General features: G+C 59.1%; 10 protein-coding genes. 7 read left to right on the top strand and 3 right to left on the bottom strand.

All coding sequences use genetic code 11. The features are described 5' to 3' along the window. The first annotated feature begins 47 nt into the window (after nucleotides 1-47). The 4 genes from K0P33_RS11110 (at nucleotide 48) to K0P33_RS11125 (ending at nucleotide 3,867) form a co-directional block, all read left to right on the top strand. Nucleotides 48-665, top strand: a complete 618-nt coding sequence (locus tag K0P33_RS11110) for a glutathione S-transferase (RefSeq protein ID WP_094953719.1) — start codon at nucleotides 48-50, stop codon at nucleotides 663-665. 134 nt (nucleotides 666-799) lie between these two features. Beyond that, on the top strand, nucleotides 800-1,732 hold the full coding sequence (locus K0P33_RS11115; RefSeq protein WP_094953720.1) for an ABC transporter ATP-binding protein: 933 nt from the start codon (nucleotides 800-802) through the stop codon (nucleotides 1,730-1,732). After that, the gene (locus tag K0P33_RS11120; RefSeq protein ID WP_094953721.1) at nucleotides 1,729-2,508 is read left to right on the top strand and encodes an ABC transporter permease; all 780 of its coding nucleotides are present in this window, start codon (nucleotides 1,729-1,731) and stop codon (nucleotides 2,506-2,508) included. The genes K0P33_RS11115 and K0P33_RS11120 overlap by 4 nt, the downstream gene beginning before the upstream one ends. A 417-nt stretch (nucleotides 2,509-2,925) precedes the next feature. After that, nucleotides 2,926-3,867 carry an IS110 family transposase gene (locus K0P33_RS11125; RefSeq protein WP_094953916.1) on the top strand — a complete coding sequence of 314 codons (942 nt, stop codon included), beginning with the start codon at nucleotides 2,926-2,928 and terminating at the stop codon, nucleotides 3,865-3,867. A gap of 932 nt (nucleotides 3,868-4,799) precedes the next feature. Here the strand turns inward: K0P33_RS11125 and K0P33_RS11130 are convergent. After that, entirely contained in the window at nucleotides 4,800-5,345 is a 546-nt protein-coding gene (locus K0P33_RS11130) for a TetR/AcrR family transcriptional regulator (protein WP_094953827.1), read from the bottom strand. A 91-nt stretch (nucleotides 5,346-5,436) separates the two neighbouring features. On the opposite strand from K0P33_RS11130, the gene K0P33_RS11135 reads away from it, so the two are divergent. The 3 genes from K0P33_RS11135 (at nucleotide 5,437) to K0P33_RS11145 (ending at nucleotide 9,829) form a co-directional block, all read left to right on the top strand. Next, entirely contained in the window at nucleotides 5,437-6,624 is a 1,188-nt protein-coding gene (locus K0P33_RS11135; RefSeq protein WP_242155232.1) for an MFS transporter, read from the top strand. A gap of 114 nt (nucleotides 6,625-6,738) precedes the next feature. After that, nucleotides 6,739-7,887 (top strand): TDT family transporter, encoded by a 1,149-nt coding sequence (locus K0P33_RS11140; protein WP_242155234.1) that lies wholly within the window; start codon nucleotides 6,739-6,741, stop codon nucleotides 7,885-7,887. 67 nt (nucleotides 7,888-7,954) lie between these two features. Continuing rightward, entirely contained in the window at nucleotides 7,955-9,829 is a 1,875-nt protein-coding gene (locus K0P33_RS11145; RefSeq protein WP_242155235.1) for an MFS transporter, read from the top strand. Between the two features lie 1,156 nt (nucleotides 9,830-10,985). Here the strand turns inward: K0P33_RS11145 and sugE are convergent. Next, entirely contained in the window at nucleotides 10,986-11,300 is a 315-nt protein-coding gene (gene sugE / locus K0P33_RS11150) for a quaternary ammonium compound efflux SMR transporter SugE (RefSeq protein ID WP_017136389.1), read from the bottom strand. A gap of 105 nt (nucleotides 11,301-11,405) precedes the next feature. Further along, entirely contained in the window at nucleotides 11,406-12,371 is a 966-nt protein-coding gene (locus tag K0P33_RS11155) for a bile acid:sodium symporter family protein (RefSeq protein ID WP_242155238.1), read from the bottom strand. Between the last annotated feature and the right edge of the window lie 28 nt (nucleotides 12,372-12,399).

Below are 12,399 nucleotides of genomic sequence, written 5' to 3' on the forward strand. Positions count from 1 at the left end.
TGCTGCTGCGTTCATCAAGCCATGTTCATCAACGATAAGGCGCGGTCATGCTGAAAGTCTGGGGTCGTAAAAATTCATCAAACGTCAGGAAAGCACTGTGGTGCGCCGAGGAGCTCGGCCTGGACTATGAAGCAATTGATGCGGGCGGAGCTTTTGGTGTGGTCGACACGCCGCAATACCGAGCGTTGAACCCCAATGGCCGGGTGCCGATGATCGAAGACGGCGACTTTGTGCTCTGGGAATCCAACACCATCGTGCGTTACCTCTGCGCCAAGCAGGCGTCGAACTGGTACCCAAGCGACCTGCAAGCGCGGGCGAATGCCGAGAAGTGGATGGATTGGACCACGTCCACCTTCGCCGAACCGTTCAAGATCGTGTTCTGGGGCGTACTGCGCACCCCGGCGGAAAAACAGAACTGGGACACCATCCACGCCGGGCGTCAGGCGTGTATTGATGTGCTCCACACCGTCGAGCAGGCACTGGCCGTGCAGCCGTATCTGTCGGGCAACGCGATCGGCATGGGCGATATCCCGCTGGGCAGCTTCATTTATGCCTGGTTTGAAATGCCCATCGAACGCCCGTCGATGCCCCATTTAGAGGCCTGGTACCAACGCTTGCAACAGCGCCCGGCCTACCGCAAAGCCGTGATGACCGCGTTGACTTAATACCCACTATTAATACGGGTGACTGTACTTGTGCGGCGCGGGCAAGCAACATGCCTGCCATGCGCCGCCGTTGAACTACCTGGGCTGCGCCCTCATCTACTGTTCCTATTCCCTTCTTTGGTGCGTATTCCGATATGAGTTCCGCTCTGTCCATCCGGCAGCTAACCAAAACCTACGGCAACGGTTTCCAGGCCCTGAGTGGTATCGATCTGGACGTTGCCGAAGGTGACTTCTTCGCCTTGCTCGGCCCCAACGGCGCTGGCAAATCCACCACCATCGGCATTCTCTCGACCCTGGTCAACAAGACCAGCGGCACGGTGAATATTTTTGGTCATGACCTGGACAAGTCCCCGGCGGCGCTCAAGCGTTCCATCGGCGTGGTGCCCCAGGAATTCAACTTCAACCAGTTTGAAAAGACCTTCGACATCATCGTCACCCAGGCCGGCTACTACGGCATCCCGGCAAAAATCGCCAAGGAACGCGCCGAGCAGTACCTGACCCAGTTGGGTCTGTGGGACAAGCGCGACGTGCCTTCGCGTTCGCTCTCGGGTGGCATGAAGCGCCGCCTGATGATCGCTCGCGCACTGGTGCACGAACCGCGCCTGCTGATCCTCGACGAGCCGACCGCCGGTGTCGACATTGAGCTGCGTCGCTCGATGTGGACCTTCCTCACCGAGCTGAATGAGAAGGGCATCACCATCATCCTCACCACTCATTACCTGGAAGAGGCTGAGCAACTGTGCCGCAACATCGGCATCATCGACCATGGCACCATCGTCGAGAACACCAGCATGCGTAACTTGCTGGGCCAGTTGCATGTGGAAACTTTCCTGCTCGACGTGAAAAACAATCTGCCGGTGGCGCCGCAACTGCTTGGCTACCCAAGCCGCCTGGTCGACGCCCACACCCTGGAAGTCCAGGTGGACAAAGCCATGGGCATCACTGCGTTGTTTACCCAACTGGCCGCCCAGAACATCGAAGTGCTGAGCCTGCGTAATAAAACCAATCGCCTTGAGGAGTTGTTCGTGTCCTTGGTGGAGAAAAATCTGGCGAAGGTGGCGGTATGAGTTCTGAACTGCAACCCAACATTGTCGCGCTGCAGACGATTGTCTACCGTGAAGTGAAGCGCTTTACCCGGATCTGGCCGCAGACTTTGCTGCCGCCGGCGATCACCATGGTCCTGTACTTTGTGATTTTCGGTAACTTGATCGGCCGTCAGATCGGCGACATGGGTGGCTTCACCTACATGGAGTACATCGTGCCGGGCCTGATCATGATGTCGGTGATCACCAACTCCTACGGCAACGTGGTCTCCAGTTTCTTCGGCAGTAAGTTCCAGCGTTCCATCGAAGAACTGATGGTGTCGCCGGTGTCGCCGCACACGATTCTGATCGGCTACACCTTGGGCGGCGTGCTGCGTGGCTTGATGGTCGGCGTGATCGTGACTTTGCTGTCACTGTTCTTTACCCACCTGCAAGTGCATCACCTTGGGGTTACTATTCTGGTGGTGGTGCTGACTGCGACGATCTTCTCGCTGCTGGGCTTTATCAACGCTGTGTTTGCGCGCAATTTCGATGATATTTCGATCATTCCGACGTTCGTGCTGACGCCGCTGACTTACCTGGGCGGGGTGTTCTACTCCATCACCTTGTTGCCGCCGTTCTGGCAGACCGTGTCGCTGGCCAACCCGGTGCTGCATATGGTCAATGCCTTCCGCTACGGCATCCTGGGTGTGTCGGATATCAAGATCAGCGTGGCGATTACCTTTATGCTGGTGGCCACCGTGGTGCTGTATATCGGTTGCGCGCGGTTGCTGGTGAGCGGGCGTGGGATGCGTACGTAAGTAGTTAGTCGGTTGCAAAGAAACGGCCTCTTGATGAGGCCGTTTTTTATTGGGTGCGCGGAACTAATGGGGGAGTTTTGCAGCATAGGTATTGGTTGAGTACTGTGGTTGTCGTGGGGGCGCTGGGTACATATCCGTTGCTGCGGTAACGGCTTCGTAGGGTTCCGCTCTTACAGCGGGTCACTTTTGGAAAAGAGCCCCAAAAGTAACCAAAAGGGCTCTTGCCCCACCACTCGGCACCTCGCTTAGGCTCGGTGTGCCCTTGTAAGATGATTTTCATCTGCTTCAGACCGTTATGCCCTCGGATTTCGAGATCGTGAGTGAGCGTGGGTCGAAGCAGATTCCTTCCTAAACTAGTCCGAACGGTTGCCAGGGCGCGAAGCCCGATTCTGCAAGGTTGGACGTGAGGAAAACACCATGGACCATGACTCTGCGTTTGTCGGAATTGATGTTTCCAAAAACAAGCTCGACTCATTTGTCAGCACCACTGGCCAAGTCGAACAGTTTTTCAATACTCAAGAAGATATCCAGCGTTTAGCTAAACATCTCAAGGCTCAGGAGCCGGTTTTGGTGGTGTTGGAAGCAACTGGGGGATATGAGCGGCTTGCGGCTGCGGAGCTTTGCGCTGCGGGACTGCCAGTCGTTGTCGTCAACCCCCGCCAGGTGCGTGATTTCGCCAAAGCTACCGGTCGGTTGGCTAAAACCGATGCTCTGGATGCCCAGGTGATTGCGGAGTTTGCCCAGGCGGTCAAACCCGAGATTCGAGAGATGCCAGATGAACACACTCGTGAGCTGGCAGATCTACTCACTCGACGCCGCCAACTCATCGACATGATCGTGGCGGAGGAGTCTCGGCTGAAGCAGGCGGTATTCAAGGCACTTCGAAGAGACATCAAGGCACATATCACCTGGCTTCAAAAGCGGCTTAAAAGCACAGACGATGACTTGCACGAAGCCATCAAGGCTTCCCCGGTCTGGAAGGCCAATTATGATTTGCTACGCGAGGTCGCTGGTGTTGGCAACGTGCTCGCACTTTCGCTGCTGGCGATGGTTCCGGAGCTGGGCAAGGTTAATCGCAAACAAGTGGCTGCCTTGGTTGGTGTGGCGCCTTTTAACTGCGATAGCGGCCTCTACAAAGGGCGTAGACGGATATGGGGTGGTCGAGCTGAGGTTCGAAGTGTGCTTTACATGGCCGTCTTGTCCTCGAAGAGCCATAACCCGGTGATCGAGAGGTTCTACAACCATCTGCTTGCTGCAGGAAAGACGAAGAAAGTAGCGCTGGTTGCATGCATGAGAAAGCTGCTGACGATCTTGAATGCGATGGTGCGCGATCAAAAGCATTTCGCTGAAATGGCTTGAATTTCGACACGGTTGCTCACTCCGGCTTTGGAGCGGGGGCCGCCGCCATGGGCCATCCTTGGCCCATCGCGGCTAAACCGGCGTCCTGCCGGTTTACCCCCGCTCCAAAGCCTGCGTTCGGCCAGCGTGGTTTAACGGGGCGCCTAAGATCAAGATCAAAAGCAAGAGCACGGCGGCCTAGTAGCCGACCTGAGTGGTTAAATCAAAAGCAAAGCCGAGGCGGCCTGACAGCCGACCTGATATTTGAAACTGAACTCAATCTAATGTGGGAGCTGGCTTGCCTGCGATGGCATCGGCTGGTTATGCCTGACACACCGAGGTGCTTGCATCGCAGGCAAGCCAGCTCCCACAGAAAAGCAGAGCACTGCGGTGCTGGCAGCCAAGCCCGCTCCCACAGTTGGATCTCGGTACATCAGACAGAGAGTGTGCTGCTGTGCTTTTGCCCTGCTTTTGCTTCTACCACTCAGGTCGGCTACTAGGCCGCCGTGCTCTTGCTTTTGATCTTGATCTTGATCTGAGGCGCCCCGTTAACCACGCTGGCCGAACGCAGGCTTGAATCCGTGGGTAACCCGGCAGGACGCCGGGTTAGCCGCGATGGGCCAAGGATGGCCCATGGCGGCGGCCCACGGATTCAAGCCGGAGTGAGGGCATGCCGAGCCTAGGCGAGGCACCGAGTGGTGGGGCAAGAGCCCTTTTGGTTACTTTTGGGGCTCTTTTCCAAAAGTGACCCGCCGTAAGGGCGGAACCAATGGCCACCGTTACCGCAGCAACGGATATGTACTCAATCTACCTAAACCATCACAGGCTAAAAGCAACACAAAAAGTTGCGTAGATACCTATGCTGGAATAGCGGTATGTCAGCGATGAAATGTTACCTGGCCCACCGCTATCGCAGGCAAGCCAGCTCCCACAGTTTTATCGGTGTTGGGCTCTTAGCCTTTCAGTGCCAGCTCAATCAATTCATGCAGTTCTTCAACCGGCAACGGCGCACTGGCAAACAGGCTGCGATACACCGTGGGCGCCGCGATCAAATTCAGCAACCGATCCAGCGTCGGCAGCACGTCGATGCTGCTTTGGTAACGGTCGAGAATAATCTGCAACTGGCCCATCAGAATGTTGCTGCAATAGTCCTTGGGATGACTGCACTGCACGTCGCGCATCATGTTGCGCCCAAGCTCAGAGCTCATTTCATCCAGGTATTGCTCCCCCCACGCGCGCAAGTCACCGCGCAGGGTGCCGGTGTTGGCGGGCTCGGTGTCCGGGCGCAGGCGCTCCAGCGCCACGTCGGCGAGCAGGGCAGCCAAGTCGCCCCAGCGGCGGTAGATGGTCGAGGGCGTAACGCCCGCGCGCGCAGCAATCATCGGCACGGTAACGCTGGAACGCTCATGGGCTTCCAGCAGTTCGCGCGCGGCGTTATGCACTGATTCTTGAACCCGGGCACTGCGGCCCCCCGGGCGAAGGCCTTCTTTAATCGCCATGCGTAAAACCTTAACACAAAGAATTTGCTTTAAGCGCTTGCCGGTAGCACACTCCGCAAAAGCAAAATATTAGCTTTAGTGGAGTGTGCACATGCCTAGCGTCATTTCTCAACGTTCCAGCCTGGCGTTCCTGGTCATCACCATGTTGACCTTCCTCGCTGCGTCCAGCGCGCCGACGCCGCTGTATCAGGTTTACCAGGACAACCTGCATTTCTCCGCAGCGATGCTGACGGTGATCTTTGGCGTGTATGCCGTGAGCTTGCTGGCGGCGCTGCTGACCGTCGGTTCGTTGTCGGACCATGTGGGGCGCAAGTCGGTGATTTTCGTCGCACTGATCCTCAATATTGTGTCGATGCTGTTGTTTATCAACGCTGACAGCACCGCCTACCTGATAGCCGCCCGAGCGCTGCAAGGTTTCGCCACCGGCACGGCAACCGCGGTGCTGGCGGCAACGCTGCTGGACACCGACCGCCTGCGCGGCCCGATGCTCAATAGCCTCGCGCCGCTGCTGGGCATGGCCAGTGGCGCCTTGGGCAGCGGCTTGCTGGTGGAGTACGGCCCACGCCCGACCCAATTGATTTACTTCACGCTGCTGGGCTTGATGCTGCTGCAGGCGCTTTATGTGTGGCGCTTGCCGGAAACCGTCAGCCGCATTCCGGGTGCCCTGAAGTCGCTGGCGCCCACCCTGCATGTGCCCGCGCAAGCGCGCCGGGGCTTGTGGCTGGTGATGCCGCTGAATGTGGCGGTGTGGGCACTGGGTGGGTTCTTTTCCTCGTTGGCGCCCTCGCTGGTGCGCGCCGCCACCGGCTCGACCTCGCACCTGATCGGCGGCGGCCTGGTGGCGGTCGTGACCTTGAGCGGTGCGGTGATGATCTACAGCCTGCGTGATCGCCCGGCAGACAAGGTCATGCGCCTCTCGGCGGTGCTGTTGGCGGTGGGCGTGGCGTTGCTGCTAGTGGCAGTGCAGAGCGCCAGCCTGTGGCTGTTCTTTGCTGCCAGTGTGATCGCAGGTTTGGGCTTCGGCGGCGGGTTCATGGGCAGTGTGCGCAGTATCGTGAGCTTGGCATTGCCTCATGAGCGGGCGGGGTTGATGTCGGCGTTTTATGTCCTGAGCTACTTGGCGTTCTGCGTGCCCGCGCTGCTGGCGGGTAACCTAAGCCGAGTGTTTGGCCTGATCGCCACTACCGATGGCTACGGCGCCGTGCTCATCGTGCTGGCCCTGAGTGCCTTGGCCGGTTTGCTGCTGCAGGATTCGGCGCAGGCCAAGGCGGCGGCCTAGTCAGTGTCTCTATATTGGTAAAGTAGATAACAGTTAGAGATATTACCCGTTATATAGATATTCGTTCAGGTTCTATGATGATCTCAACCTCATGCGAGGAAGAGGATTACCAACATGACTTGCTCTAATACCGCTACTTACAAACCCTTCAGTCACCTGACCCGCCCACGGGAAGTGATACGCCAGTTCACCCCCAACTGGTTTGCCGCGACCATGGGCACCGGCGTGCTGGCCCTTGCGCTGGCCCAATTGCCGATCAATCTGCCCGGCCTGCAGGCGATTGCCGAAGGGCTGTGGCTGTTCACCATCGGCCTGTTTGTGCTGTTCAGCGTGTTGTACGCGGCGCGCTGGTTGATGTTTTTCCACGAGGCGCGGCGCATCTTCGGGCACTCCACGGTGTCGATGTTCTTCGGCACCATTCCCATGGGCTTGGCGACGATTATCAATGGCTTGCTGCTGTTCGGGCTGCCGCGCTGGGGCGCCGATGTGGTGCCGTTGGCCGAAGCCTTATGGTGGCTGGACGTGGCAATGGCGTTGGCCTGTGGCGTGCTGATCCCGTTCATGATGTTCACACGCCAAGAACACAGCATCGACCAGATGACCGCCGTGTGGCTGTTGCCGGTAGTCGCCGCTGAAGTCGCCGCCGCCAGCGGTGGCCTGCTGGCGCCGCACCTGGCCGATGCTCACTCGCAACTGGTGATGCTGGTGACCAGCTACGTGCTGTGGGCGTTTTCGCTGCCGGTGGCGTTCAGCATCCTGACCATCCTGATGCTGCGCATGGCCTTGCACAAATTGCCCCACGCCAACATGGCCGCGTCGAGCTGGCTGGCCCTCGGGCCTATCGGCACCGGTGCCCTCGGCATGCTGTTGCTGGGCGGCGACGCGCCGGCGATCTTCGCGGCCAATGGGTTGCCAGGCGTAGGCGAGATGGCCAACGGCCTCGGCCTGGTGGCCGGCATCACCCTGTGGGGCTTCGGCTTGTGGTGGATGCTGATCGCCGTGTTGATCACCCTGCGTTACCTGCGCGCCGGTATCCCGTTCAACCTCGGCTGGTGGGGCTTTACCTTCCCCTTGGGCGTCTACGCCTTGGCCACGCTGAAGCTTGCGAGCGTGCTGCACCTGGGTTTTTTCAGCCTGTTTGGCTGCGTATTGGTGGTGGCCTTGGCGCTGATGTGGCTGCTCGTCGCCACGCGCACCGTGCTGGGCGCCTATAAAGGTGAGCTTTTTGTATCGCCTTGCATTGCAGGACTAGGGAATAAGTAAGCGGGATTAGGTAAAGTCGTGGCCTGAAAATCAACAATAGCCTACAGGCCACGCAGGAACACGGACGATGAGCCACCCCTCACAATTCACCTTGCTGCGCACACGGCGCTTCCTGCCGTTTTTCATTACCCAGTTACTGGGCGCTTTCAACGACAACATCTTCAAGCAATCGCTGATCCTGGCCATTCTCTACAAGCTGACCATCGACGGTGACCGCTCCATCTGGGTCAACCTGTGCGCCTTGCTGTTTATCCTGCCGTTCTTCCTGTTCTCGGCGCTGGCCGGGCAGTTTGGCGAGAAATTCAACAAGGACGCGCTGATCCGCGCGATCAAGATCGGCGAGATCGTGATCATGGCCGTCGGCGCCACGGGCTTTTTGTTCAATCACCTGGAGTTGATGCTGCTGGCGCTGTTTGCCATGGGCACGCACTCGGCGCTGTTCGGCCCGGTGAAGTACTCGATCATGCCCCAGGCATTGCAGGACGATGAGCTGGTGGGCGGCAACGGCCTGGTGGAGATGGGCACGTTTCTGGCGATCCTGGCCGGCACCATTGGCGCCGGGGTCATGATGTCGTCTACCCATTACGCACCGATAGTGGCCGTGGCGATTGTCGGCGTGGCGGTGCTGGGTTACCTGGCCAGCCGCAGCATTCCGCGCGCGGCGGCGTCTACGCCAGGGCTGCGCCTGAACTGGAACATTTTCAGCGAGTCCTGGGCCACCTTGCGCCTGGGCCTGGGGCAGACGCCTGCGGTGTCGCGCTCGATCGTCGGCAACTCGTGGTTCTGGTTTGTCGGCGCGATCTACCTCACGCAGATCCCGGCCTACGCCAAAGAATGGTTGTACGGCGACGAAACCGTGGTGACGCTGATTCTCACGGTGTTCTCCGTGGGTATCGCCCTCGGTTCGATGCTCTGCGAAAAGCTCTCCGGGCGTAAGGTCGAAATCGGCCTGGTGCCGTTTGGTTCATTCGGCCTGACCGTGTTCGGGCTGTTGCTGTGGTGGCACTCCGGCGGCTTCCCGCAGAACGTCCAGGCCAACGACTGGTTGGCCGTACTCAGTTACGGCCAGGCCTGGTGGGTGTTGTTCGATATCCTGGGTTTGGGCGTGTTCGGCGGTTTCTACATCGTGCCGTTGTACGCGCTGATCCAGTCGCGCACCGCCGAGAACGAGCGCGCGCGGGTGATCGCGGCCAACAACATTCTCAATGCGTTGTTCATGGTGGTTTCGGCCATCGTGTCGATCCTGCTGCTGAGCGTGGCCAAGCTGTCGATCCCTGAGTTGTTTCTGGTGGTGTCGCTGCTCAACATCGCAGTCAACACCTACATCTTCAAAATCGTCCCCGAGTTCACCATGCGTTTCATGATCTGGCTGCTCAGCCATTCCATGTACCGCGTGGAACACCGCAACCTTGAGCTGATTCCGGATGAAGGCGCGGCGTTGCTGGTGTGCAACCACGTGTCGTTTGTCGATGCCTTGTTGATTGGCGGCGCGGTGCGTCGGCCGATTCGCTTTGTTATGTACTACAAGATCTACCGCTTGCCAGTGCTCAACTTTATCTTCCGCACCGCCGGGGCGATTCCGATTGCCGGGCGTCACGAGGATATTCAGATCTACGAAAAGGCCTTCACACGCATTGCCCAGTACCTGAAGGAAGGCGAGTTGGTGTGCATCTTCCCGGAAGGCAAGTTGACCGGGGACGGCGAGATGAATGAGTTCCGCGGTGGCGTGACGCGCATTTTGGAGGAGACGCCGGTGCCGGTGATTCCGATGGCGTTGCAGGGCTTGTGGGGGAGTTTTTTCAGTCGCGATCCGAGCAAGGGGTTCTTTCACCGGATCTGGTCGCATGTCACGTTGGTGGCGGGTGAGCCGGTGACGGCCGAGGCGGCGACACCTGCGCAGTTGCAGGAACGCGTAGGCGTGTTGCGCGGGAGTGTCAGGTAGTTTTCTGCTGGCTGTTCGGGCCCCATCGCAGCATCGGTATCTACACATCTTTTTATGGGTTGAGTTCTTTGGTTGTCGCGGGGGCGCGGGGTACATATCCGTTATTTGGGTAACGGCTGCTATGGGTTCCGCTCTTACAGCGGGTCACTTTTGGAAAAGAGCCCCAAAAGTAACCAAAAGGGCTCTTGCCCCACCACTCGGCACCTCGCCTAGGCTCGGTGTGCCCTCACTCCGGCTTTGGAGCGGGGGCCGCCGCGATGGGCCATCCTTGGCCCATCGCGGCTAAACCGGCGTCCTGCCGGTTTACCCCCGCTCCAAAGCCTGCGTTCGGCCAGCGTGGTTTAACGGGGCGCCTAAGATCAAAAGCAGATCAAGATCAAAAGCAAGAGCACGGCGGCCTAGTAGCCGACCTGAGTGGTTAAATCAAAAGCAAAACCGAGGCGGCCTGACAGCCGACCTGATATTTGAAACTGAACTCAATCTAATGTGGGAGCTGGCTTGCCTGCGATGGCATCGGCTGGTTATGCCTGACACACCGAGGTGCTTGCATCGCAGGCAAGCCAGCTCCCACAGAAAAGCAGAGCACTGCGGTGCTGGCAGCCAAGCCCGCTCCCACAGTTGGATCTCGGTACATCAGACAGAGAGTGTGCTGCTGTGCTTCTGCCCTGCTTTTGCTTCTACCACTCAGGTCGGCTACTAGGCCGCCGTGCTCTTGCTTTTGATCTTGATCTGAGGCGCCCCGTTAACCACGATGGCCGAACGCAGGCTTGAATCCGTGGGTAACCCGGCAGGACGCCGGGTTAGCCGCGATGGGCCAAGGATGGCCCATGGCGGCGGCCCACGGATTCAAGCCGGAGTGAGGGCATGCCGAGCCTAGGCGAGGCACCGAGTGGTGGGGCAAGAGCCCTTTTGGTTACTTTTGGGGCTCTTTTCCAAAAGTGACCCGCCGTAAGGGCGGAACCAATAGCCGCCGTTACCGCAGCAACGGATATGTACCCATATCTACCTAAAAACCCGTCATCGGCCTAGCACGACACAAGAAGTTGCGTAGATACCTATGCCCATCGCAGGCAAACCAGCTTCCACAGGTGACCGAGGTGTTCAGGCGAACGCGGTCGAGTGTGGGAACTGGCTTGCCTGCGATAGCGGTTGTGGCTTAGGCGCTGATCTTGAGCCCAACAAGCCCGCAAATTATCAACGCCACACTGGCCAACCGGAACAGCGCCATGGATTCGCCAAACAGGATAATCCCGGCGATCACCGTGCCCACTGCGCCCACGCCCGTCCAGATCGCATAGGCCGTGCCCAGCGGCAGTTCTTTCATGGCAAGGCCCAGTAGGCCGAGGCTGATGGCCATGGCGGCAATCGTCAGGGCGGTGGGCAGCGGTTTGCTGAAGCCGTCGGTGTACTTCAAACCGACCGCCCAGCCCACTTCAAACAGCCCGGCAAAAAACAGGATGATCCAGGACATGATGACCTCTCTTCTAAAAGTGGGGTCGTCCCCTGGAAAGCGCTCGACAGCGTCGCGGGGTCGTCCCCGCGAAGTTCGGTAGAGTGCCGAAAATTGATCAGGCGATCAAGTTTGCGGCGTGTTCTCCAATACGCGGCGGTCTTCCTTTTCGCTCATGCGGCGGAAGTAAGTCGAGAGCAGCGCCCCGGAAATATTGTGCCAGACGCTGAACAGCGCACTCGGCACCGCCGCCAATGGCGAAAAGTGCGCACTGGCCAACGCAGCGCCCAACCCGGAGTTCTGCATGCCCACTTCCAGCGCCAGCGACTTGCGCTGCGCCAACGGCAGCTTGAACAGCCGGCCGGTGAAGTAGCCCAGCAGGTAGCCGAAGCTGTTGTGCAGCATTACCACGGCCATGATCAACAGGCCCGACTCGGCGATCTTCGCCTGGCTGGCGGCAACCACGGCGGCGACGATGATCACGATGCTCACCACCGACACCAAGGGCAGTACCTCCACCGCATGGCGGACACGCTCGCCAAGCACGCGTTGCGCGACCACGCCCAGCACGATCGGCAGCAACACCACTTGCAGGATCGACCAGAACAATTCCATGAACGATACCGGCAGCCAGGCCGAGGCCAGCAGCCAGATAAGTGCCGGCGTCAGCAGCGGGGCGAGGAGGGTGGTGACGGCGGCAATCGCCACCGACAGCGCCAGGTCGCCGCGGGCCAGCCAGGTCATTACGTTGGACGAAGTGCCACTTGGGCAGCAACCGACCAGGATCACGCCGACGGCAATTTCCGGTGGCAGGTTGAACACCCGGCACAGCAACCAGGCCACGCCCGGCATGATCACAAAGTGCGCGACCACGCCCAGGGCCACGCGCCACGGGTGGCGCGCGACCTCGGCGAAGTCTTCAAGTTTGAGGGTCAGCCCCATGCCAAACATCACCAGGCCCAGCAGCGGCACGATGGCGCCTTTGAGGCCGATGAACCAACCGGGTTCGAGGAAGGCGAGCACCGCGAAAATCAACACCCAGTAGGCGAAGGTATTGCCGACGAAGCGGCTCAAGGCGGCGAGTGCGCGCATGGGGGATGTCCTTGTTATTAGTTAAGTT

Origin of the sequence: Pseudomonas sp. ArH3a (assembly GCF_022648765.1) — a bacterium.
Lineage (GTDB): Bacteria > Pseudomonadota > Gammaproteobacteria > Pseudomonadales > Pseudomonadaceae > Aquipseudomonas.